At 62.6% G+C, this 23,036-nt stretch carries 19 protein-coding genes; 2 read left to right on the top strand and 17 right to left on the bottom strand.

Features of this window, described 5'->3' with window-relative positions; genetic code table 11:
• Positions 1–43: 43 nt before the first annotated feature.
• Both J5M72_RS21765 and J5M72_RS21760 read right to left on the bottom strand, forming a co-directional pair.
• Positions 44–889, bottom strand: coding sequence for a sulfotransferase (locus J5M72_RS21765; protein ID WP_207867094.1), 846 nt, complete (start codon positions 887–889; stop codon positions 44–46).
• A 139-nt stretch (positions 890–1,028) separates the two neighbouring features.
• Positions 1,029–2,624, bottom strand: coding sequence for a glycosyltransferase family 39 protein (locus tag J5M72_RS21760; RefSeq protein ID WP_207867058.1), 1,596 nt, complete (start codon positions 2,622–2,624; stop codon positions 1,029–1,031).
• Between the two features lie 240 nt (positions 2,625–2,864).
• On the opposite strand from J5M72_RS21760, the gene J5M72_RS21755 reads away from it, so the two are divergent.
• Positions 2,865–3,452 carry a tail fiber protein gene (locus tag J5M72_RS21755; RefSeq protein WP_207867057.1) on the top strand — a complete coding sequence of 196 codons (588 nt, stop codon included), beginning with the start codon at positions 2,865–2,867 and terminating at the stop codon, positions 3,450–3,452.
• A 58-nt stretch (positions 3,453–3,510) separates the two neighbouring features.
• Positions 3,511–3,822 (top strand): hypothetical protein, encoded by a 312-nt coding sequence (locus J5M72_RS21750; RefSeq protein ID WP_207867056.1) that lies wholly within the window; start codon positions 3,511–3,513, stop codon positions 3,820–3,822.
• 10 nt (positions 3,823–3,832) lie between these two features.
• Here the strand turns inward: J5M72_RS21750 and J5M72_RS21745 are convergent, their stop codons facing one another.
• The 15 genes from J5M72_RS21745 to J5M72_RS21675 form a co-directional block, all read right to left on the bottom strand.
• Positions 3,833–4,327, bottom strand: a complete 495-nt coding sequence (locus J5M72_RS21745) for a GNAT family N-acetyltransferase (protein WP_207867055.1) — start codon at positions 4,325–4,327, stop codon at positions 3,833–3,835.
• Positions 4,328–4,338: 11 nt separating this feature from the next.
• Positions 4,339–6,435, bottom strand: a complete 2,097-nt coding sequence (locus J5M72_RS21740; RefSeq protein ID WP_207867054.1) for a biotin/lipoyl-binding protein — start codon at positions 6,433–6,435, stop codon at positions 4,339–4,341.
• The gene (locus J5M72_RS21735; RefSeq protein WP_169428317.1) at positions 6,436–7,755 is read right to left on the bottom strand and encodes an HlyD family efflux transporter periplasmic adaptor subunit; all 1,320 of its coding nucleotides are present in this window, start codon (positions 7,753–7,755) and stop codon (positions 6,436–6,438) included. It lies immediately after the preceding gene.
• Positions 7,752–8,531, bottom strand: a complete 780-nt coding sequence (locus J5M72_RS21730; protein WP_207867053.1) for an efflux RND transporter periplasmic adaptor subunit — start codon at positions 8,529–8,531, stop codon at positions 7,752–7,754. Before J5M72_RS21730 ends, J5M72_RS21735 begins: the two co-directional genes overlap by 4 nt.
• An 83-nt stretch (positions 8,532–8,614) precedes the next feature.
• Positions 8,615–10,066 carry an efflux transporter outer membrane subunit gene (locus J5M72_RS21725; RefSeq protein ID WP_207867052.1) on the bottom strand — a complete coding sequence of 484 codons (1,452 nt, stop codon included), beginning with the start codon at positions 10,064–10,066 and terminating at the stop codon, positions 8,615–8,617.
• On the bottom strand, positions 10,063–11,133 hold the full coding sequence (locus J5M72_RS21720) for an HlyD family secretion protein (RefSeq protein WP_207867051.1): 1,071 nt from the start codon (positions 11,131–11,133) through the stop codon (positions 10,063–10,065). The genes J5M72_RS21725 and J5M72_RS21720 overlap by 4 nt, the downstream gene beginning before the upstream one ends.
• Positions 11,134–11,151: 18 nt before the next feature.
• The gene (locus tag J5M72_RS21715; protein WP_207867050.1) at positions 11,152–12,687 is read right to left on the bottom strand and encodes an MFS transporter; all 1,536 of its coding nucleotides are present in this window, start codon (positions 12,685–12,687) and stop codon (positions 11,152–11,154) included.
• 102 nt (positions 12,688–12,789) lie between these two features.
• Entirely contained in the window at positions 12,790–13,707 is a 918-nt protein-coding gene (locus J5M72_RS21710; RefSeq protein WP_127796543.1) for a LysR family transcriptional regulator, read from the bottom strand.
• 175 nt (positions 13,708–13,882) lie between these two features.
• Positions 13,883–14,749 carry an ABC transporter permease gene (locus J5M72_RS21705; RefSeq protein WP_207867049.1) on the bottom strand — a complete coding sequence of 289 codons (867 nt, stop codon included), beginning with the start codon at positions 14,747–14,749 and terminating at the stop codon, positions 13,883–13,885.
• A 20-nt stretch (positions 14,750–14,769) separates the two neighbouring features.
• Positions 14,770–15,630: an ABC transporter ATP-binding protein gene (locus J5M72_RS21700; protein ID WP_207867048.1), complete on the bottom strand. Its 861-nt coding sequence runs from the start codon at positions 15,628–15,630 to the stop codon at positions 14,770–14,772.
• A 5-nt stretch (positions 15,631–15,635) separates the two neighbouring features.
• Positions 15,636–16,661, bottom strand: coding sequence for an ABC transporter substrate-binding protein (locus tag J5M72_RS21695; protein WP_207867047.1), 1,026 nt, complete (start codon positions 16,659–16,661; stop codon positions 15,636–15,638).
• A gap of 18 nt (positions 16,662–16,679) precedes the next feature.
• Positions 16,680–17,576 (bottom strand): TauD/TfdA family dioxygenase, encoded by an 897-nt coding sequence (locus J5M72_RS21690; protein WP_085613330.1) that lies wholly within the window; start codon positions 17,574–17,576, stop codon positions 16,680–16,682.
• A gap of 370 nt (positions 17,577–17,946) precedes the next feature.
• On the bottom strand, positions 17,947–19,314 hold the full coding sequence (locus tag J5M72_RS21685) for an HlyD family type I secretion periplasmic adaptor subunit (protein WP_108558974.1): 1,368 nt from the start codon (positions 19,312–19,314) through the stop codon (positions 17,947–17,949).
• Positions 19,304–21,460, bottom strand: a complete 2,157-nt coding sequence (locus J5M72_RS21680; RefSeq protein WP_169428310.1) for a type I secretion system permease/ATPase — start codon at positions 21,458–21,460, stop codon at positions 19,304–19,306. Before J5M72_RS21680 ends, J5M72_RS21685 begins: the two co-directional genes overlap by 11 nt.
• A gap of 34 nt (positions 21,461–21,494) precedes the next feature.
• Positions 21,495–22,847, bottom strand: a complete 1,353-nt coding sequence (locus J5M72_RS21675; RefSeq protein WP_207867046.1) for a TolC family outer membrane protein — start codon at positions 22,845–22,847, stop codon at positions 21,495–21,497.
• Positions 22,848–23,036 lie beyond the last annotated feature (189 nt).

The following is a 23,036-nucleotide window of genomic DNA, read 5'->3' as shown; positions in this document are numbered from 1 at the left end:
CGGACTCGAACAGTTGTAAACGCATCAATGAAAAACGCCGCGATCAACTGATCGCGGCGTCGGACTTCATACGAATCACATTGGCAGCGCTGGCTGAGCCATCGAGCCAGAAGGACAAATCGGCGTATTGCTTGAACAGGTCCGGCGGCAGAATCGTGCGCCGCGACTGCAGGGCGACCTTGGGTTTGACCTTGTGCAGGCCAGCCACGCCCAGGGCCTGGTCGAACTCCGGCGCGTCATAGGCCAGGTGCTCGAAATCGTGCTCGAACCAGGGTTCGCCAATGAAGTCGTAGACCAGCCGCAGCACCCGCTCGGGGGCCTGGGTCAGCAGGTCGTAATCAACGATCAGCAGCGAATCGGCGTGCTCGCCGTAATAGGCTTCCTTGAGCGCCGCCCAGGCGAATCCCACCAGGCGGTTGCGCTGGGCCAGGGTTTCGCAGCGGCTGTAGACCGTGTTGCGCTCGACGGCATCGCCGAACAGCTTGGTGTTTTCATAGGGGTTGGCGCGGTAGAGCCGCTCCAGGCTGTCCATCACCCAGGCGACGTTGCGCACACAGGCAATGACTTTGGCTTTGGGGAACAGATCGTTGATCGCCGGCAGGCGCGAACTCCACTGCCGGTTGGTGTCGAACACCACCGGTTTGTCGGCCTTGTCGGCGTAGTAGGAATCGAACAGCCCGCGCAGCAGGCGACGGCGCATGTCGGTGTCGATCACCGCACCGAATTCGCTGCCGGCGCTGCATTGTTCAAGGACACCGGAGAACAACGCGCCGACCGGACTGGTCATGCCGGCATGAAAGCGCGGGTTCTGCAAAAGAATCGCAGACAGGAGAGTCGAACCTGAGCGCGGCAAGCCGGAGATAAAGTGGAACTGCTGCAATCCCTTCACCATTACTTTGTAAGTCCTTTTATCCGACGAGCGTAGTCCAACAATAACCTTTCGACTAGTAGTGTTTTGATATCAACATAGAGCAAAACGGACTTGTAATGTCATTTCTTATCGCGAACAGTCAGGTGAAGCGTTTAAGTCACTCTCCGTTGGTACGATCGTCCTTTTCCATAACGAAAAGTCGCGCTTTCGCCCCGCCAGCACTGGACTGATCACGCAACTGCCAGCTCTTGGGCAGAGGCAGGAACGGGTCCGCCACTTCCGGGTCCAGGTCACCGATCAACCAGACCCGGGAGCTGTTTTTCGGCAGATCGGCGAGACGATCCAGATAAACCTCATCGGGCACCAGTGTGCCGAAACCGTAATGGTTCGGACGCGTCGAGCGCCCGTCGGCGGCGGGCGGTGTGTACAGCCTTACCTGAGCATCGGTGCGGTTGTAGTAGACGTAACTCAGGTACCAGAGCATGTCGCTGGTAACGATCCGGTCACCACTGACGAAGTGATGGTTGATGTGATCGACCATGACATTGAGCTGGTCATCGGGATCGACCGTGGCGTTGGTGTTCACCCCGACCATTTCGATCCCGACAAACGACACCAGTACCACCGCCGCCAGCACTCGAGCGCGGCTGTACAAACGGTCGATGGCCAGCGCCACCAGCATCGGCAGCCCCAGTGCGTAGGCCGTCAGATAGCGCTCGATGAACACCGGGCTGATGAACGACACCGCGAACACCAGAAACAACGGCACACCGGTGTAGAGCGCCAGCAGCACGCTGCCATGGTTCACGCTGCGGTCACGGGCCACGGCCACGCCCGCCAGCGCCAGCATGGCCAGCGGCATGCCGCCGAACAGCAACACCGGAAGATGATCGCCTTCGTTCTGGATCAGCCACAGCCAGATCATCGACGGCAGTGAGGACAGGGTCACCGGATCTTCCCAGCCCACATCGCCACCGACCTTGAGTTCTTCCATGTGCTGCGTCAGATCGAGCAGGTTCGGCAGCCACGGCAGGTAGAGTGCGACGATCGCCAGATTGGCCAGCCACCAGTCCTTGCGCTGGATGTGCCGCAGGCGATAACCCGGCAACAGGCGGATCAGCCCCAGGTACAGCCAATGGCTCAGTGCCGCCAGCACGGCGAAATAATGGGTGTACAACGCGGCGCTCATCAGCAGCGCGTAGATCACCAGATACCGTCGGCGCTGCGGGCGTCTGACCCAGCAGATCAATGCCAGGGTGGTGCCGAGCAGCAACAGGCCGAGCAGCGAGTACATGCGCACTTCCTGGCTGTAGCGCACCGCCGTCGGCAGCAGCGCCAGCAGTACCCCGGCGATGATGGCGGCACGACGGGTCGCCAGACGATCGACCAGACACATGCCCAGACCGACTGTGGCGATGCCGGCCAGGGCACTGAGGCTGCGGATCGACAGAATCCCTTCGCCAAACAGACTGACCCAGCCGTGCAGCAGCATGAAGTACAACGGCGGATGCACATCGAACGCCGCATGTTCCCAGATACCGCCCAGCGTATAGCGCGCCAGCAACAGGCTGGAGCCTTCGTCGCCCCAGATCGCGGCGGCGGTCAGGTCATAAAAACGCACGACTGCCGCCAACAGCAAAATCGGTATCAGCCACTGCTGGCGAACCCAGCGCAGCAGACGCCGGACACCGGCATTTGGTGCGGCAAACGGGTCCTGGGTATCCCCCAGCGGAGTCTCGCGACGCGCTTCCATCAAGCTTCCCTTAGATTTTTCGAGTACAGAACAGCCTCAATCATTGCGCTCACTGTAGGCCAGCGGCGAAGTCGACGCGCGGCCGCGACGACGTCCGGCAAGTCCGTCGATCCGGGTCTACGCTACGGCTTGGCGTGACCTGCCTGCGCAAACGGAAGGCGCCAGCAAAGCCTTTCCACCTGCCCGACAACACAGGCTAACGCGCGGCGCGCCAACCACATAACAGAAGGATGAGGAACCATGGAAGTCTTTATGGGTACGATTCAACCGTTCGCCTTCAACTTCGCCCCCAATGGCTGGGCCCTGTGTAATGGACAGACCCTTTCCATTGCGCAATACAACGCGTTGTTCGCGTTGCTGGGCACCTACTACGGCGGCAACGGCACGACCAACTTTCAGTTGCCCAACCTGCAAGGTCGCGTGCCAATCGCCCAAGGCAACGGTCTGGGCCTGACGCCGCGCATCATCGGCCAGGTGGCTGGCACGGAAAGCGTCACCGCCACCATTGCCAACATGCCCAACCACACCCACGCGATGACGGGTCTGAGCGCCAACACGGCCTTGTCGCTAGCGGTCCCCGCCAGCAATCCGGCGACTGTACCGACTGCCACCAATTCCTACCTCGGTGCCTCCGGCGGCGGCCCCGGCTCGGCGAACATCTATTCCGACGCCCAGGGCGCCACGCCAGTGCCACTCAAAGGTGTGACCACCACCGTCACCGGGGACATTTCCTCCACCGGCGGCAGCCAGCCGCTGGGTATCATGCCCCCCTTCCTGGTCCTCAACTTCAGCGTTGCCCTGAACGGTCTCTTTCCGTCGCGCAACTGAGCAATCGTCCGGGGGCCCCGGGCCCCCGGACGTTTCGTTTTTTCTCTGGAGTCAAACCATGCTGCAATCGGTTCAGATCGAACACCTCCAGCCGTTGCTGGGGCAACAACGCACACTGCACCTGCCGGATGGCACGGCGCTGCCAATTCAACTCGCCCACCTTGAAGAAGCCCCGTCGGCGAAAATGCGCCACAGCGAACGCATGCCCTTCTGCCTCGAATTCAACAGCCTGGAGCCGACGGAATTTGTCGACGGCCTGTGCGCACTGGAGCTGCCGGAGTTCGGCCGGGTGGAAGATATTTTCGTGTCACGAGTGCCGGCGATGGGGCGGGATCCACAGTTGGGCTACTTCTGTATTTCCTTCAATTGATTTTCAAGGCTCATCGCGGATACCACACCAGCCGCTCCGCCGCCGGATTGCGCTCTTCCACCGCAAACCCCAGCGCCAGGTAATGCTGGCGCGCGTGGGGATTGTTGGCCCAGACCACCGTTGCCACCGGGCAACGCACTTGCTGCGCGGCCTTCTGCACACCTTGCAGCACCGCACGACCGTAACCCTTGCCCCGGGCCTGAGGGATGAAGGCGATGTACAACACGCGGATTTCGTTGGGGCCGAAATCCGTGCTCAGTGCACCGATGGCCGTGCCGAGTTTTTCCACGACGTAGTGCATGGCATTGGGATGGTTCTCGCCCACGCCCTGTTCCTGCACCTGAAATTGCTGCGCGACCACTTGCTGCACCACGTCCTGCTCGCCGTCGATCCATTGCAGATCCGGGCGAGCGGATTGATAGAGACTTTGCAGAAAAGGCCCGTCGGTGGCCCGCGAGGGTCGCACCACCAGGCCGTCTGCCGACACTGCTGCGTTGTCCGCCATATTCACGCTCCCTAGAAACCGCTTTCCCTGACCCCCAGCGCCGCCAGCCGACGCCAGGCTACGCCGAGCACCGATTCGCCGCTGCCCTGCAACACCACCACGCCGCGCAACGGCTGTACTGGCGCAGGTGGCTGATCCAGCGTAGTCAATCGCGCGCCGTATTGCGCCTGCACCGGTTCCGCCCGTTGCTGTTGATCGCGGCGTACGGCAATCGGCCCGTGATGGTCGGACGTCAGCGCTTCCTGATCGACATAGGCCACGCCATTGGTATCGATTTCATCGAGCTTCACGGTAATCGCCGGGTGCATCGGGTCATCGGCGATGAACCGCCCGGTGGCCCCCGGTCTGACCCGCCACAACTCGGCCTCGGCCACATAACCACGCAGGCGCGAACCGTCCTCGACCACTCGCGCCAGTGCATCCTTGCTCGACAGCCAGCGGCCCGGTGTCAGGTTCGGTAGCAAATCACGCACGGTGCCGGCATGGGGCGCACGCAGCAGCAGGCGTTCGCGGCGAGCGCTCAGGCCACGGTATTGCGCGACGGCTTCGGCGAGGCGTTGCTCGACGATGCCAGCGTCGGCAGCCGTTTCGCTGCGACCGGCCTGACGGCGCATCAGCAACTGCTGAATCTGGATTTCCCGGCGGACGATGGCCTGTCGCGAGTCGAGATCCGGCGACTCCAGTTCGATCAGCACGTCGCCCTGAGCGACTTTCTGGCCGTCCGCAACCTTCACCGTTTTGACCCGCGCCGCCACCGGCGCATGCAGCGCACTGGCTCGACCGCCCTCGAGCATCGTCGGCAGTTCGACCGCGCTGCGCCACGGCACGATCAGCACCAGCAACAAGCCCAGCACTGCCAGGCTGCTGAGCAGCACGCGCGGGCCGTGAGCATGTTCGCGGCGACTCCACCACTGGCGCCACTCACTCATGATCGGCAAAAAGATGAACCACACCAGTTCCACCAGCATCAGGAAGATCCCCAACACCTTGAAGAACAGGTGATAGACCGCCAGCGCGATCCCGAAAAACAACGCCGCACGCCATAACCACGAACCGTACCCCCAGATCAGCAAACGCCGCTGCATCGCCGGCGACCAAGGCTCCGGCGCCGGTGCGCCATAGCCGAACAAGAACTCACGCAGGCGCCAGCGGCAGAAGGCAAAGGCCCGGCCCTGAAGGTTGTCGACCTCCCACAAATCGCTGAGCAGAAAGTAGCCATCGAAACGCATGAACGGATTGAGATTGACCACCAGCGTGGTGATCCAGGTCGCACTGGCAAGCATGAACGCCGCCGTGCGCGCCGGGCCGTCCGGCAGCAATGACCAGACCAGCAACGCGATGCAGGCCAGCAGCAATTCCGCCAGCACCCCGCCGGCACCGATCAGCAGCCGCGCACGTCGGTCATTGACCCGCCAGGCATCGCTGACATCGGTGTAGAACATCGGCAGCAAGACCATGAACGCCACGCCCATGCTCTGCACCCGACACCCGGCGCGCTTGGCCATGAACGCGTGGCCGAACTCATGGCAGAGCTTGGCGAAGAACAGCGCAACACCAAACGAAATCGCCCCGCCGAGGCTGAACAGGTGTGGAAAGGTGCCGACAAATCGCTGCCAGTCCCGCGAGACCAGAAACACCCCGAGCCCAAGGGTCGCCGGAAAGCCGTAGCGCAAAATCCTTGGCCCGAATCGCTGCAGCCACGGCCACGCCCGATTGAGAAACGCGTCCGGGCGCCACAGTGGAATGCGGAAAAACAGGTATTGATGCAGCAGGATTTTCCACAGGCTCTGGCGTTGCGCGAGGGCCTTGAGCTGGTAACTGGCGCGTTGCTGATCGTCGAGGGCGCTGATCAGGTCATGCCCGCGCAGAAACGTCAGCAGTTGCTCCAGCTCGACGCCGTCCAGCGGCAAGCCCGGTTCACGGTTGGCGGCGCGCAGCACCTGCTCGGGATCACCGAGCGACCAGTGGCGTAACAGGCGCATTGCCGCCGTGCCGAGTTTGAAATAGCGCCCGCGCACCGGGTCGGCCAGGGTCCAGCGCGGCGAGCCGTCCAGCGCCGGCGCCGCGGGCGACAGTTGCAGGTCGGCACGCAGGCTCGGCAGGTTCATTTACAGGCCCACGCTCTGACGCAAGCCGGCCAGTGGGCGGCGCAGCAGATACAGCGCCAGCGGCGCGCGATCACCGAAGATCTTCGCCGTGCCGCGCAGGCCGATACGCGGCGGTGCGTCGGTAAAATTCGCATCCAGCCGATAGGCCAGTTGGCCACCAGCGGTGGGCTGGGCTTCATAGGCCGAACGCTCGAGTCGGGCGACGTGGCGTTGCAAGGGATCGCTGTCGAGGAACAACGCAATATCGGCGCCCGGTTCCAGCGAAATCGCATCGCCTACTGCCAGTTCGATGCGCAGTTCGGCCTGGCTCGGGTCGGCGATTTCCATCAGTCGCTCGCCGGTCTGCACCGGTTTGCCGGTCCAGCGCTCGGCGTCGGCGAATACCGCAATGCCGTCGCGCTCGGCGCGCACTTCGCTGCGGTTGAGCAGTTCCCGGGCATAGTCCCGTTCGGCGCGTTTCTGCTCGACCCGGGCGGCCAGCAGATCCACCCGTGAGCTGGACTCGGCGTCGGCGAATGCACGTTGGGAATTGGCTTTGAGTTCGGCTTCGGCCACACCGAGCGCACGCTCGGCGACATCGGCCTGGGCCTTGAGCGTAGTGCTTTCGAAGCGCAGCAGCAGATCACCGGTTTTCACGTTCTGATTGGGTTTGACCAGAAACTCGGCAATCACCCCGTCCAGCGGCGCCGCCACCACTCGCCCCCCCAAGGGCACCACTTCGGCCGGGGCCAGCACCGACTGGCGCACCGGGATCAACAAGCCAAGCAACAACACCGCGACCAGTGCCACCTGACGTTTACGCGTCCAGCGCAGCCGCCACGGCTTGCGCGGTTGCAACGCCAGCCAGGCGTGACTGTAGGTGTCGCCCAGTTGCGACAGCAGCACTTGTTCGGAAGGGTTCCACGGCAGATCACGGGCCAGCCACAAACCGCCGAACACCTGACCCTCGCGGTCGATCAGCGGCAGCCAGAACACCTGCAGCGCCGACAGGCTGCGCCAGTCGCTCTGGATTGACTCGCTGACCATCTCGGGCGTGATCACCCGCGCCTGTTTCAGCACATCCTGCTTGAACAACTGCGCCACCGCCTGCTCGACGAACGCCACGAACGGCGCATTCGGCTCCACCGCGCTGACACCCGTCACCGCCTGCACCTTGCCGGCGATCAGCAGGGCCGCATGGCGATAACCGAACAGCGGCTGCCCGTCATTGACCAGGCTGTAGGCCAGTTGCGACGCATCGCGGGCGGCGCGGGTCTGCCGTTCGAGATCGAGAAACCGTGCGAACACCTGTTCGGCGCCGCCGCTCACCGGGGCATTCACTTAAGCTCCGGGAAACGCGCAGTGCCGCTCATGCCGGCGAGCAGGCCTTTGGCTTCAGGGAGTGTTGCGACCAGCAACAGGGTCTGACTGCCTTCATCGATCCGTGCGCCAAGGCGTTTTACCGTCGCACCGATCGGCTGGCCGGTTTCATCGGGAACGAAACTGAAGGTCTGACCGGGCTTGAGCTTCGCCATCCAGCGCGAGGGCACCAGCAAATGGATTTCCAGGGTGCGGTTGTCCACCACATCGAGCAATGGCGCCCCGGCCGGCACGCTTTCGTAGCGTTGCACCTTGCGCTCGACCACTTGCCCGTCGAACGGCGCGACCACGCTGCAGCGTTTGACCTGTACTTGATAAACCTGAGATTGCGCCTGAGTCTCGCTGACCTTGGCCTCGGCCCGGGCCACTTCGAAACGCCCGACGGAATTGAGCGCCGCCAGTTGCCGGTTGTGCGCCAGTTCTTCACCGGCACCACGGCTGGCGGCTTGCGCGGCATTCAACTGGGCCTGATAGGCCGAACAGTCGAAACGCGCCAGGGTATCGCCCTTCTTGAACGACTCGCCCTCGCTGAACGGCAATTCGACAATCCGTCCCGACAACTCGCTGGCCAGCGTCGCCTGATCCCGCGCCCGCAACACACCGCGCGCTTCACTGCTGGCCGACGCATTCGCCGCCCCGCCGTTATCCAGCAGCGGATCGTCTGGCGCGGGCGTTTGAGCCTGAACTGCACACGTTACAAAGGTCAATCCGACAACCCAACCACGAAAACGCCGCATAACCGTTACTCCCTGACGGATGCTCGGAGTCTACGACAGCGGCGATTAGCGTCAAGCGAAAGGCCATCATTCGGGTGGGAGAATCAACGCTGCGCCATCTCCCCCACCGGATACACCGACTCCCATCCCCCGCCCAACGCCCGGTACAACCCGACCATCGCCAGTGAAACGCCGGTGGAGCTTTCCACCCATTGTTCCTGGGTGGCGAGCAGTGCGCCTTGCACGGTGAGGACGTTGACGAAGTCGACCACGCCTTCGACGTATTGCTGTTGCGCGGTGCGCAGGGCGATCTGGTTCTGGCGCACGGCTTCGGCGAGGCTGTCGCGGCGGCGCTGGCTGGCGTTGTAGGCGGTCAGCTGGTCGTCGATTTCGTGCCAGGCACGCAGGACGGTCTGTTGATAACCGATCGCCGCTTCCTGCTGCTGGGCCTCGCGCAGTTGCAGCATGCCGCGCAAGCGGCCACCGTCGAACAGCGGCAGGCTGAATTGCGGGCCGATGCCGAAGGCCCGTGAGCCCCAGGAACCGAAATCACTGAGCTGCATGGCTTGCGAACCGAGATTGCCGGACAGGGTGATGCGCGGATAGAAATCGCCCTTGGCCACGCCGATGTTGGCGGTGGCGGCATGCAGACGGGCTTCGGCCTGGCGGATGTCCGGACGGCGTTCGGCCAGTTGCGACGGCAGACCGATGGCGACGGTCAGCGGCGACTGCGGCACCGGCGCATCTGTGGATAACGCTTTGGTCAGAGCCTGCGGAGGCTCGCCCATCAACAGGCTGATGGCATTGATCAGTTGCGCCTGACGTTGCTCCAGTGCCGGCAGTCGCGATTCGATGGCCGCCACTTGCGCGGCCGCTTCGGCGACGTCGAGATCGGTGGCCACGCCGTCGTTGAGGCGCAGTTGCGAAAGTTTCAGGCTGTGCCGCGCCACATCGAGGTTCTGCTCGGTGACCGCGCGGGTGTTCTGCACGCCGCGCAGCTGGATGTAGTTCTGCGCGGTGTCCGCGAGCACCGCCAGCAGAACACCGCGACGGTCGTTTTCCGCGACTTCGAGGTTGGCATCGGCGGCTTCGGCTTCCCGGCGCACACGACCCCAGAAGTCCAGCTCCCAGGAGGCTGAGAAACCGGCATCCCACAGGTTGAACGCAGAGTCACCGTTGTGTCCGGACGGGTCGTTCAAGCCTTCGCCGCTGTTGCGTTTGCGGGCGTAGCTGCCGGTGGCGGCGGTCGTTGGATAACGGTCGGCGGTGATTACCTGACGAGCGGCGCGACTTTGTTGCAGGCGGCTGCTGGCCAGTTGCAGGTCAAGGTTGCTGCGCAAGGCGCGCTGGGTCAGGGCCGAGAGCTGCGCGTCGTTGAAGACTTCCCACCAGCGCTCGTTCAAGGGTTCGCTGACGGCTTGGCTGACGGCGGTTTTTGACGGCTTGGCCCACTCGGCAATCCGGGTGGCTTGGGGTTTCTGGAAGTCCGGGCCGACGGTGCACGCCGCCAACGCCGACAGACTCAGGACCACTGTCATGGACTGAAAGCGCTTCATCGCTGCGTCACCTCACGCACAGACGTCGCCGAGCTTTGGGTATCAATGCTCGCCTCCACCGACATGCCCACGCGCAGGCGCTCGGCCGATGGCTGGCCCGGATCCAGCAAAACTTTCACCGGAATCCGCTGCACGACTTTGGTGAAGTTGCCGGTGGCGTTGTCCGGTTTGACCGCCGCGAAAGTCACGCCGGTGGCCGGGGCGATGCTCTCGACGCGACCGGTGAGGGCTTCGCCGCCGAGGCTGTCGACCCGCACCACAACGTCCTGCCCCGGCTGCACGTCGGTGAGCTGGGTTTCCTGAAAGTTGGCGACCACATAGGCCTGCTTCAGCGGCACCACCGCCAGCAGTTTGCTGCCCGGCGTCACATAGGCGCCGACCCGCACGGCGCGCTCGCCGATCATGCCGTCCTGGGGCGCGGTGATACGTGTGTAGGACAGCTCGAAACTGGCGATTTCCAGCGCGGCCTGAGCGTGCTTCAAACGGCCTTCGGCGGCATCGCGCTGCGCCGTGAGGATTTCCACCTGCTTGCGTTCCGCTGCCAGTTTCGCGGTGGCCGTGTCCAGCCGCGCAGAGGCCTGATCGATCCGGGTGCGCGCCTGTTGCGCGTTCTGCACGGTGCCGGCGCCAACGCCCGCGAGATGGTTGTAGCGGTTCAATTCCTGCTGGGCGAAAGCCATTTCAGCCTTGGCCGAAACCACCGACGCCTGCGCCTGTGCGATCACCGAGGTCTGGCGCTCCAGCGTGGCTTTGGTGTTCTGCAATTGAGCGCGGGCCACCAGGGTTTGCGCGTCGGCGGCCTCGGCGGCGGCGCGCAGGTCTCGGTCATCGATCAGTGCCAGCAACTGCCCGGCCTTGACCTGCTGGTTGTCCTCCACCAGCACCTCTTTGATGAACCCGGCCACACGCGGCACCACCAGGGTGAAGTCGGCAGAGACGAAGGCGTCGTTGGTGTTCTGCTGAGTGCGCTTGCCGAACAGGCCGGGCATCGCCAGATACACCAGCACGCCGACCGCCAGCGCAGCGGCCACAGCCACCGCGAGTTTTTGCTTTGCTTGAGTCGTCATAAGAACCTTCTATTTCAATCAGGTCGGCGCACGCGGCGGATAGATCCGCGTCGGCAGCCAGAAAATCAGCAGGATCAGCGCCACCGCGACGCCGGCCATGCACAGGTAAAGATCCGAAGAAGTCAGCACCACCGCCTGTTCGTGCAGGCGATGGGCGAGGCCGGGGTCGTTGCTCGCGGCCAGTGGTGAATTGCCGAGGCGATCGACCAGCATCGTCGAGTGAAAATGCAGGCGCGAAGTGGTCAGCGCCTCGATCACGCCGGTGGCGACCACCGCCGCCAGACCTTTCACGGTGTTGAACCACGCCGAGGCGAACGGCCCGTCCTGCGGCTGGATGCTGCCGGTCGACAGCATCAGCAACGGCAGCACCGCCATCGGCTGGCCGAAAATCTGCAGCCATTGCAGGACGTAGAAATCGTCGCGAATCCACTCAGAGGTCAGCTGCGAGCCGCCCAGGCACGACAGCGTCAACATGCTCAAACCGATCCCGAGCACCCAGCGGCAATCGACCCAGCGCAGGTTGCACAGCGCTGCCACCAGCGGCAGCGCGATCAACTGCGGCAACGCCGCGATCAGCATGATCGGCGCAGTCTGTACCGGCCGGTAACCCTGCACCTGAGCCAGATAACTCGATGGAATCAGCACCACCGCCAGCAAAACCACCAACACCCCAGCCAACGTCATCAGTGCAAACGACAGGTTGCGGATGCCGAGCATCTGCAACTTGAAAAACGGAATCGGCTGCGACCACTCATTGATCAGAAACGCCACCAGCAACAGCGAACCGGCGCCGAGCAAAGCGCAGATCAGGTTCGACTCGAACCAGTCCAGGCGATTGCCCTGCAACAGGCCGATCACCAGCATGCAGATCGCCGGAAAGCCCAGCAGCAAACCTTTCCAGTTGAACGACTTGAGGCGCTCCAGGCGCAGCGGATCCTGTGGAATGCCCCAGGCAACCATCGCCATGGCAATCAGGCACGGCACGATGATTTGCCAGAACGTCCACTGCCAGCCGACGTATTCGGTCCACAACCCCGCCAGCGGCGTGCCGAGACCTGGGCCGAAGGTGGCGGTCAGGGCGTAACCGGCAAGGCCGTAAAGCTTGAAGTTGGGCGGCAGAAACCGCAGGGCCACCGTCATCAGCATCGGCGGCAGCGCGCCGCCAGCCAGGCCTTGCAGGATGCGCATCAGCAACAGGCTTTCGTAGTTCGGGGCGAACGGGCAGAGCACCCCGAGCAGGGTGAACACGCCGATGGCGCAGAGGGTGAAGCGACGCAGGGAAAAGGTCACCGAGCACCACGGCGCAAACGCCATGGCCGCCACCGAGGTCGCGGTGTAACTCGCGACCAGCCAGGTGCCTTCGTCGTAGCCGATGCTCAGGGCGCCGCGAATGTCGGCCAGGGCGACCTTGGTCACCATCTCGTTGAGACCCGACACCAGCACCGCCAGCAGCACGCCGACCAGACCAATGATGATCCGCGCCCCGAACACCGGTGGCGCGGCGGCCATCGGAGCGGCAGCGGCGATCGGCGCCGTGACCGTCAGGGATGTCATGCAAGCAAACTCCGGAGGGAAAAATACCGGAGCATCTTAGTAAGGCTTACGGCTGACGAAAATTGACTTGTCGGCAGCTTATAGTTGCACCAGACGCAATCGTCAGGGCTGCGCCGCCAGCCAGGTTTCGTCGCAGCAGGTCTTGAGGGTTTCACGCAGCCAGCGGTGGGCCGGATCCTTGTCGAAACGCGGGTGCCAGGCCTGGGTCAGCATCAGGGTCGGCAACGGGATCGGCAGGTCGAACGAACGCAGTTTCAAGCCCAGCCGCCGCACGCTGAGCAGCGCTTCCTTGGGCACCGGCAGGATAAGGTCGGAGTCCGGCAGGGCGAACATCGCCGCATGAAAACTCGGCGCGATCACCGCGACTCGCCGCTCCAGCCCCAGGGCATTCAAAGCGGTGTCGATGGGTCCACGGGCGATGCCCCGGCGGGACATGCTGATGTGGGAAAACCCGGCGTAACGTTCGGCGGTGATCTCGCCATCCAGCAGCGGATGGTCCTCGCGCACCAGACCGACGAAATGGGTGGAAAACAGGTTCTGTACTTTGACTTCCGGGGTCACCGGGCGCGTATTGCTGACACTCAGGTCGATGCGCCCTTCGCGCAGCGCTTCATCGTCGCCATCCCCTTCGGGAACGAAACGCAACTCACAGTGCGGCGCCAGTTGATCGAGGGTGTCGAACAGCTTGCCGCCGTACACGCCAACGAAAAAATCGTTGGCGCGAATGCTGAAGCGCCGGCGCAACGTGCCCAATTCCACGGCATCGGCCGAGCGAAACAGCAGCGCCGCCTGCTCGACCACATCCCGAACCTGCTCGCGCAGCTCCAGCGCCTTGGGCGTCGGCACCAAACCGCGACCGGCACGCACCAGGATCGGATCGCCAATGGCTTCGCGGATCCGCGTCAGCGTGCGGCTCATGGCCGCCGAACTGAGGTTCATCCGCCGCGCGGCGCCGACCACGCTGCCCTCGTCGAGCAAGGCGTCGAGGGCGACCAACAGGTTCATGTCCGGGAGTTGCATGCTGAGCACTCGTGACCGATCAGGATTGATCTGGGTGCAATGCTAGCAAACAAACTTGAAATCGGTGGCGCATGAACCGACGTCTTCGCGAGCAAGCCCGCTCCCACATTTGAAATGCATTTCCCCTGTGGGAGCGGGCTTGCTCGCGAAAGGGCCAGCCGCTTCCGCACACATCTCAGCGCTGCATTCCCCAGCGTTTCACCGTCACCCGCTCCAGCGTGTCGAACACCAGGTTCTCCACCAGCAAACCGATGAGGATCACCACCGCCAGACCGGCAAACACCTTGTCGGTGTACAGCTCGTTGCGGTTCTGAAAGATGTACCAGCCCAGACCACCCTTGCCGCTGGTGGCGCCGAACACCAGTTCGGCGGCGATCAGGGTACGCCAGGCGAAGGCCCAGCCGATTTTCAGCCCGGCCAGAATCGACGGCAGCGCTGCCGGAATCAGGATGAACAGCACGAAGCGCATGCCCTTCAAACCGTAGTTTCGGCCTGCCATGCGCAGGGTTTCCGAGACGCCGAGAAACCCGGCATACGTGTTCAGCGCCAGCGCCCACAGCACCGAATGCACCAGCACGAAAATCAGGCTGTTCTGACCCAGCCCGAACCACAGCAATGCGAGCGGCAACAGGGCAATCGCCGGCAGCGGGTTGAACATTGAGGTCAGGGTGCTGAGCAAGTCCCGACCAACCTGGGTCGAAACCGCCAGCGTGGTCAGGGCGAAGGCGAGGACGATGCCGATCAGGTAACCCTTGATCAGCACCACCAGCGAGATCCAGACCTTGCCCAGCAGTTCGCCGCTGAGCAGGCCGTCATACAGCGCATGACTGGTCTGCAAAAAGCTCGGCAGCAGCAGGTCGTTGTTCTGCACCCGGGCGACCACCTCCCAGAGCACGGCGAGCAAAATCAGGATCACGCTTTTGCGCAACCAGCCCTGCTGCCACAGGCGCTGACCCAGCGGCAGTTCGCGCTCCACCGGAACGCTGGTCAGCGGTTGCAGATCGTTTTCGAAAGCTTGACGTACGGATGATGAATGGCTCATCGGGCAATCCTCCAGGCGGCTCAATAAGCGATGCGGATATCGGTGAAATCCAGTTCGCGCTCGGCTTCCGGCGACTGCCCTTCATCGAACAGCAAACGGTGAATGCGCCGCGCCGATTCCTGAAACGCCACGCCGCCAAGGCTGTGCAGATCGTATTGATGGCTGTGCACTTCGGCCCTCACCCGGCCCGGATGCGGCGACAACAGCAGGATGCGATTGCCCACCACCAGCGCTTCTTCAATCGAGTGCGTCACGAACAACAAAGTGAAACGCACTTCCTCCCAGAGCAGCAGCAATTCCTCCTGCATCTTGCGTCGGGTCAGGGCGTCCAGCGCGGCAAACGGTTCGTCCATCAGCAGGATTTTCGGCTGCATCGCCAACGCCCGGGCAATCGCCACCCGCGCTTTCATGCCGCCGGACAGGGTGTGCGGATAGGCATCGGTGAACGCGGCCAGGCCGACCTTTTCCAGATAGTGCAGCGCACGCTCCTCGGCTTCTTTTTTCTTCAGCGTGCGCGAAGCCAACAGCGGAAACATCACGTTCTGTTTGACGGTTTTCCACGGTGGCAGTTGATCGAACTCCTGAAACACCACGATCCGGTCCGGTCCCGGCGCGTCGACCCGCTGGCCCTGCAGACGGATCTCGCCCTCGCACGGTGCAATGAACCCGGCGACGGCTTTGAGCAAGGTGGATTTACCGCAGCCGGACGGGCCGAGCAGCACGAAGCGATCCTGTTGATCGACTTCGAAACTGACCTGGTGGGTGGCCCGCACGACGCGCTGCGGCGTACGGTATTCGAGGCTGACCTGATCGACCGCCAGCAGCGCTTGCGCCGTGGCGATCGGGTTGCTGGCCGCGTGGCCTTGCAAAGGGGCGTTCATGTCGATCAGCTCCCTTGCAGCGGTTTGGCGTCCTGGAAGAAGTAGTCCTTCCACGATTCGGGTTTGTTCTTGATCGCGCCGACGCGGTAGAGGAATTCGGCGAGCGGGTAGGTGTTTTTCGGCGTGACGCTGAATTCGAACTGCGGGTTGTCGATGATTTTCAGCAACGCGGCGCGGTCGATCTTGGCCTTGGTCACGCGGATGTAAGTGTCGGCCGCCGCGCCCTTATCGTTCTGCGCAAATTGCGCGGCTTCGGTCAGGGCTTCGACGAACGCCTTGTAGGTCTTCGGGTTCTCGTTGCGGAATTTCTCGGTGGCAAACAACACGGTCGGCGAGTTCGGGCCGAGCACGTCGTAGGAGTTGAGCACCACGTGCACGTTCGGATTTTCCAGCGCCTGATCCTGGAACGGCGGGTTGGAGAAATGCCCGGTCAGCTCGGTGCCGCCGGCAATCAGCGCAGCAGTGGCGTCCGGGTGCGGGACGGCGATGGTGTATTTGTCGAGGCGATTGAATTCCTTGTCGCCCCACTGTTTGGCCGCCGCATATTGCAGGAAGCGCGACTGCACCGAAACGCCCACCGCCGGGACCGCGATGCGGTCCTTCTCGGTGAAATCGGCGATGGTTTTGACCTTGGGATTGTTACTGACGAGGTAGTACGGAAAGTTGCCCAGCGAGGCTACGGCTTTGACGTTCTGCTTGCCGTGGGTGCGATCCCAGATCGTCAGCAACGGCCCGACGCCGGCGCCGGCAATGTCGATGGAACCGGAGAGCAGCGCATCGTTGACGGCTGCGCCACCGGACAGCTGGGTCCAGTCGACCTTGATGTCGAGCCCTTCCTGCTTGCCGTACTTCTCGATCAGTCCCTGATCACGCACCACGTTGAGCAATAAATAGACAATGCCGAACTGTTCGGCGATGCGGATTTCACCTTCGGCGTGGGCCACGGTCGGCGCCACCAGGCTGCCGGCGATCAGGCTGAGACCGAGGCCGATGGCCGCTGCCAGCGGTGCGAATGGAAGACGTTTGGACATGATCGGATCTCCGGCAAATCAGAAAGGCGCGTCGCCCTGGATGGTGGTGCGATACAGCTTGCGGCGCAGGTGCGCAGGGCAACCGGCGGCAAGGTGGATCAGCGAGCGGTTGTCCCAGAACACCAGATCGTGGGGCTGCCATTGATGGCGGTAGATGTTCTGCGGCAGCACGCTGTGGGCGTAGAGCTCGTCGAGCAGTTGCTTGCTCTCGTCTTCCGGCAGGCCGACGATGCGGGTGGTGAAGCCTTCGCTGACGAACAATGCTTTGCGGCCGTTTTCCGGATGGGTGCGGACCACCGGGTGCACGACCTCGGCGACTTGAGCCAATTGCTCCGGGGTCAGGGTCGGGCGCCAGTTGCCTTCGAATTTGGTTTCGCTGTAACGCGCCGTGTAGGAATGCGCAGCCGAGCGGCCTTCGACGGCTTTGCGCAGCGCGTCGGGCAGGCTGTCCCAGGCTTTGTGCATGTCGGCGAACAGGGTGTCGCCGCCTTCGGATGGCAGCTCCTGGGCATGCAGCATCGAGCCGAGGCTCGGCAGCTCCTTATAGGAAAGGTCCGAGTGCCAGAACTTGCCGGCATCGCCGAGGCCGATGTTCTGGCCGTTTTCGACGATGTTGGAGACGATGAGAATTTCCGGGTGATTGGCCAGCAGGAACTGCTTGAGCACATGGATCTGCAACACGCCGAAACGGCGGCTGAAGTCGATCTGTTGTTGCGGGGTGATGCGCTGGTCGCGAAACACCACGACGTGATGATCGAGGTGCGCGCGGTGGATGCGGGCGAAGTCCTCATCGTTGACCGGACGGGTCAGGTCGAGGCCGATGATTTCGGCGCCGACGGCACCGCTGAACGGGCGGATCTCGAAGGTTTGCGGCGCGACAGTCGCGGCGCTTGGGGTAGCAGTAGCTGCGGACATCAATCAATCTCCCACGCACGGCGCGCTCAAGGGCGCGCGCGTCGATCAGAAACTCACGCTGGATTGCGTGTGGGTTCGTGTCGTGCGGCGCGCCGATTGGTCGGCAGGTACGCAGGAGGCTGACTTTATAGCTATAAGAAGAGGAATTTAAATACTGTTAACGAATAACGATATGGCGATTGCTTCGGAATGGACTGGATGGTGAGTGACTATTTGCGTCACTTCTGGACGGAATTTGTTGTTTTGACAAACGCCTCGCGAGCAGGCTCGCTCCCACACTTGATCTCCAGTGAACGCAAAATTTGTGTTCGACTCATATCGAATGTGGGAGCGAGCCTGCTCGCGATGAGGCCATCAGCCTCGAATAGAATCAACGTTCGTGCAACGCCTCGGCCCGCGCCCGGATGATCGGCTTGAGCAGGTAGCTCAACACGGTCTTCTTGCCGGTGATGATGTCCACCGACGCCACCATCCCCGGGATGATCAGCAACGGCTTCTCGTCGGTGCCCAGATGGCTGCGCTCGGTGCGCAGCTTGATGACGTAGTAAGTGGTTTTCTTGTCTTCGTCGGTGATGGTGTCGGCGCCGATCTGCTCGAGCTTCGCCTTCAAACCGCCGTAGATGGTGTAGTCATACGCGGTGAATTTCACCGTGGCTTCCTGGCCCGGATGCAGGAACGCGATGTCCTGCGGGCGGATCTTCGCTTCGACCAGCAAAGTGTCGTCCAGCGGCACGATTTCCAGCAGGTCGCTGCCCGGCTGGATCACGCCGCCGATGGTGTTGACCAGCATCTTGTTGACGATGCCCCGCACCGGCGAGGTGACGAGCGTACGGCTGACCCGGTCTTCGAGCGCCTTGCCGGTGGCCTGGGCCTTGTTCAGGTCGGTGCGCGCTTCGTTGAGCTGAGTCAGGGCTTCGCTGCGGAATTTGCCGCGAGTTTCGTCGATCTTGCGCTGCACTTCCTTGATCGCCGATTCGGCACGCGGGATCGCCAGCGTGGTGGCGTCGAGCTGACCACGGGTTTCCACTTCGGCACGCTTGAGTCGCAGCACTTCCACCGGCGACACCGCGCCCTGGGCCACCAGCGGCTCGGACATGTTGATTTCCTGGCGTTGCAGGCCGAGTTGCTGGCGGTACTGCGCCTGTTTCGAGGTGAACTCGCGCAGCTCTTGCTGGCGCTGGATCAACTGCTCCTGCAAGCCACCGACCTCATCGTGCAATTGCTGGCGACGGCTGATGTACAACGATTCTTCGCTTTTTGCCTGACCCGGCACGGCTTTGAGCACGTCCTCGGGGAAATTCAGCGGACGGTCCTCGACCTCGGCACTCAGGCGCTCGACCCGCAGCAACATCGACAGTCGATCAGCTTCGGTTTCACCGACGTTGGAGGCAAAACGCGTGTCATCCAGCCGCACCAGCGGCGCGCCGGCCTCGACGATCTGGCCTTCCTTGACGAACAGCTCGGAGACGATCCCGCCCTCAAGGTTCTGGATTTTCTGGATCTTCGACGAGGGAATCGCCTTGCCGTCGCCCTTGGTCACTTCGTCGATGACGGCGAAGTTGGCCCACAGCATCAGGAACACGAAGAAACCGATGATCGCCCAGATCGTCAGGCGCACCACGCGCGGCGCGTCTTCGATCAAGGCCTTGTTGACCTCTGGCAGCGGCTGGCCCTGCAGCGATGCCGAGCCCTTGAAGTAGCGACGGATCGAATCCTTGAAACCCGACTTAAGCAACACTGATCTGCCCCTTCTTCAACGCTTCCATCACGGCGGCTTTCGGGCCATCGGCGAGAATCTGTCCACGGTCGACCACCAGCAGGCGGTCGACCAGCGACAGCAGTGATGCCCGGTGCGTCACCAGCACCACGGTCTTGTTTTCCACCACCGCCGCGAGGCGCTGCTTGAGGCGCTCTTCGCCGGTGTTGTCCATGGCGCTGGTCGGTTCGTCGAGCAGCAGGATCGGCGGGTTGAGCAACAGCGCCCGGGCCAGGGCGACGTTCTGGCGCTGGCCGCCGGACAGGTTCTGCCCGCGCTCACCGACTTGCAGTTCATAACCCTGTGGGTGCAGGCGGGCGAATTCATGGACGCCAGCCAGTTCGGCGGCTTGCAGCACAAGCTCATCCTCGACGTAGCGGGCGCCGGAAATCAGGTTGTCGCGCAGGGTGCCGGCCAGCAGCTGGATGTCCTGCGGCACGTAGCCGATGTTGTAGCGCAGCTCGCTGACGTCGATCTGGCGAATGTCGACGCCGTCCACCAGCAACGCGCCGTCGTCCGGCTGATACAGGCCGACCAGCAATTTCGCCAGCGAACTCTTGCCCGAGCCGCTGCGGCCGATGATGCCGATTTTCTCGCCGGGACGGATCACCAGGTTGATGTTCTTCAACGCCGGGTTCTGTTGATCCGGGTAGGTGAAGTTGAGCTGACGGCATTCGATCGCACCTTGCAGCACCTTGCGGCTCAGCGGGCGCTCTTCGAAATTGCGCTCTTGCGGCAGCTCCATCATCTGGTCGACCGAGGTCATGGTCACCCGCGCCTGCTGGTAACGGGTCAGCAGACCGGACAGCGACGCCAGCGGGCTGAGGGCACGGCCACTGAGCATGTAGCAGGCGATCAGGCCGCCCATGCTCAGGTTGCCGGCGATGATCTGGTACACGCCGAAGACGATCATGATCACCCCGGCCAGCTGCTGGATCAGCAGGGTGATGTTCATCGCCAGACCGGAGAGCATTTTCACCCGCAGCTCAAGACGGCTGAGGGTGCCGATGGTTTGCTCCCACTGATATTGGCGTTCGCTTTCGGCGTTGTTGACCTTCACCGCGTCGAGGCCGGCGAGGGTTTCGATCAGGCTCGACTGACGCTCGGCACCCAGCGCCATGGTGCGTTCCATGGTGGCCACCAGCGGCTTCTGCAAGGCGTAGCCGATCAACAGTGCAATCGGGAAGGCCAGCACTGGAATCCACACCAGATGCCCGCCGAGAATGGCGATGACGATGAAGATCAGGATGGTGAACGGCAGGTCGATCAGGCTGGTCAGGGTCAGCGAGGCGAGGAAGTCGCGCAGGCTCTGGAACTCATGAATGTTCTGGGCAAAGCTGCCGACCCGCGCCGGCCGGTATTTCATGGCCATGCCGACGATGCGTTCGAACAGCGTGGCGGAAATGATCAGGTCGGTTTTCTTGCCGGCCAGATCCAGGCACAGGCTGCGCAGGCTCTTGAGGATCAGGTCGAACAGATAGGCGCCGGTGATGCCCAGCGCGAGCACCCACAGGGTCGCTTCGGCCTGATTCGGCACCACGCGGTCGTAGACGTTCATCACGAACAGCGGCGCGGCCATGGCGATGATGTTGATCAGGAAACTGGCGGCGATGGCGTCGGCGTACAGCCAGCGCGAACGCTTGAGGGTGTCGCGAAACCACGAGCGTGCACGCGGGATCAGCGTACCGTGGTTGACGTCGAATTTGTGCTGGGGTTGGGCGAAGAACACTTTGCCGAGGTAGTCGTCGGCCAGCAGCTCACGGTTGACGAGGGACTCGCCGCCATCGGTTTCGCTGAGCAACACCCGGGCATCGTTCTCCCCCTGCCAGCCGAGCAGGACGGCACTGCGGCCATCCTTGAGCAACAACAACGCCGGCATCGCGATGGCCGGAATTTCTTCCAGCTTGCGTTGCAGCACCCGCCCCTGCAGCCCGGCGCGCGCCGCCGCACGGGGCAGCAGCTCGACACTCAGGCGTTGCTTGGGCAGCGGCAGACCGGTGGTCAGCATCGCCGCGCTGGCGGGTTTCTGGTGCAGCATGCAAAGAGCGAGCAGACCATCCAGTAACGGATCGTCGTGCATCGCGCGTGGATCATGACTGAGATGAACTCGACTGACTTCTGATTCCACGCTCGACACTCTTTAACAGTTGAAAAGGGACAACTCAATTCATCCCGGGCAGTTGAACCTTGGGCTTCACGTCGTTCTGCACAACGGATGCCATCGGTGCGACCACTCCCTGGCTCTTGAGCAACTCGCCCATGGTCGCCTTGATTCGGTATTGAGTAAATAACTGAATGTTCTTGATCTCGGCCAGACGACGCGAAGCGGTAAACAGTTCGTTTTCACTGTCGAGCAAATCCAGCAGGGTTCGTTCGCCCAGACTGAACTGACGTTGGTACGCGGTACGCACCGAGGTGCTGTGATCGACGTACTGCTGGGCGATCGGCACTTGGGCATTGGCGTTATTCAGGGCGTTCCAGGCCAGGCCCAGTTCCTCGTTCAACTGACGCAGGGCGTTGTTGCGGATGTCCAGCGCCTGGTTCGACAGATAGGACTTGGATTCCAGGTCAGCCTTGTTGCTGCCGCCGGAGTACAGGTTGAAGCGCATGCGCAGCATCGCCTGCCATTCATTGTTGTGACCGTTCTGGCCATCGAGGTCGTTGTCGGCGGTGCGGCCCAGCTCGGCGTCGAAACGCGGGTAGAAGGTCGACTTGGCGGTTTCGTACTGCTTTTCGGCCGCGGCGATGTCGGACTCGGCCGAACGCAGGATCGGGCTGTTTTCCAGCATCTGCGTGCGGGCTTCATTCAGGTTGGCCGGCATCATCGCCATGAACGGCGCCGGGCGCTCCAGTTGATCGGGCATCTGGCCGACGGCGCTGAGGAAGTTGGTTTCCGAGTCGGCGAGGTTGGTCTGCTCGGTGATCAGGTTGTTGCGGGCCTGGGCCATCCGCGCTTCGGCCTGGTCGAGGTCAGCACCGCTGCCGACGCCGCGCTGGGTGCGCAACTGGATCTGATCGTAGATGCGCTGGTGGCTCTTGAGGTTTTCCTCGGCCAGACGCACGAATTCGCGGCGGGTCAGTACATCCAGATAAACCTGGGCCACGGTCAGCGCAGTGCGCTCGGAGGTCCCGAGCAAGGCATAGGCGCGGGAGTTGACGGTGGCTTGTTGACGCCCTACCTCGCTGGACGTCGCGAAACCGTCAAAAACCATTTGCGAGAGACGTAAACTTGACTCGCTGCGGTTCAGGGTTTCCCAGTGATTACCGCCGCCGTTGGCGCGGGTGGTGACGCTGTCGGTGCCTTCACGGCCATAACCGCCGAGCAGGTCGACCTTGGGCAGGTATCCACCTTTGGCAGCCTTTAACTGATAATCCGCAGCCAAACGACTATTGACCCCCGCCTGGATTTCCGGATGGACATCCAGTGCCTGTTGCATGGCTTCGGGCAGGGTTTGTGCTTGTGCAAAAGACGCGGCGAGAGCGAAAGGCAATGCCTTTAACAGGTGCGAACGCATGGTAAGGATTTCCCAGAACTTCTTGTCGTGAATCACAGCAATTAAGGGTGCTGCGTCGGATGATGGCAACCGGAATGACCGTATGTCGGAAAGTTTAAAACCGGAACTGGATCACATGCTCAAGGGCAAGTCGCCGCGTAAATATCAATGTGACATTAGTGGGGCGATTGTTTAGGATGGCATCCATAA

This window comes from Pseudomonas sp. 58(2021), from assembly GCF_017491585.1.
Classification (GTDB): Bacteria; Pseudomonadota; Gammaproteobacteria; order Pseudomonadales; family Pseudomonadaceae; genus Aquipseudomonas; species Aquipseudomonas fluorescens_BT.
This window is presented reverse-complemented; position numbering and strand designations above follow the sequence as displayed.

Excerpts from the sequence above, each read along its gene's own strand:
- J5M72_RS21675 (WP_207867046.1), bottom strand. The coding sequence starts at position 22,847 with ATGCGTTCGCACCTGTTAAAGGCATTGCCTTTCGCTCTCGCCGCGTCT.
- J5M72_RS21725 (WP_207867052.1), bottom strand. The coding sequence starts at position 10,066 with ATGAAGCGCTTTCAGTCCATGACAGTGGTCCTGAGTCTGTCGGCGTTG.
- J5M72_RS21705 (WP_207867049.1), bottom strand. The coding sequence starts at position 14,749 with ATGAGCCATTCATCATCCGTACGTCAAGCTTTCGAAAACGATCTGCAA.
- J5M72_RS21690 (WP_085613330.1), bottom strand. The coding sequence starts at position 17,576 with ATGTCCGCAGCTACTGCTACCCCAAGCGCCGCGACTGTCGCGCCGCAA.
- J5M72_RS21715 (WP_207867050.1), bottom strand. The coding sequence starts at position 12,687 with ATGACATCCCTGACGGTCACGGCGCCGATCGCCGCTGCCGCTCCGATG.
- J5M72_RS21710 (WP_127796543.1), bottom strand. The coding sequence starts at position 13,707 with ATGCAACTCCCGGACATGAACCTGTTGGTCGCCCTCGACGCCTTGCTC.
- J5M72_RS21760 (WP_207867058.1), bottom strand. The coding sequence starts at position 2,624 with ATGGAAGCGCGTCGCGAGACTCCGCTGGGGGATACCCAGGACCCGTTT.
- J5M72_RS21740 (WP_207867054.1), bottom strand. The coding sequence starts at position 6,435 with ATGAACCTGCCGAGCCTGCGTGCCGACCTGCAACTGTCGCCCGCGGCG.
- J5M72_RS21695 (WP_207867047.1), bottom strand. The coding sequence starts at position 16,661 with ATGTCCAAACGTCTTCCATTCGCACCGCTGGCAGCGGCCATCGGCCTC.
- J5M72_RS21745 (WP_207867055.1), bottom strand. The coding sequence starts at position 4,327 with ATGGCGGACAACGCAGCAGTGTCGGCAGACGGCCTGGTGGTGCGACCC.
- J5M72_RS21730 (WP_207867053.1), bottom strand. The coding sequence starts at position 8,531 with ATGCGGCGTTTTCGTGGTTGGGTTGTCGGATTGACCTTTGTAACGTGT.
- J5M72_RS21750 (WP_207867056.1), top strand. The coding sequence starts at position 3,511 with ATGCTGCAATCGGTTCAGATCGAACACCTCCAGCCGTTGCTGGGGCAA.
- J5M72_RS21755 (WP_207867057.1), top strand. The coding sequence starts at position 2,865 with ATGGAAGTCTTTATGGGTACGATTCAACCGTTCGCCTTCAACTTCGCC.
- J5M72_RS21700 (WP_207867048.1), bottom strand. The coding sequence starts at position 15,630 with ATGAACGCCCCTTTGCAAGGCCACGCGGCCAGCAACCCGATCGCCACG.
- J5M72_RS21720 (WP_207867051.1), bottom strand. The coding sequence starts at position 11,133 with ATGACGACTCAAGCAAAGCAAAAACTCGCGGTGGCTGTGGCCGCTGCG.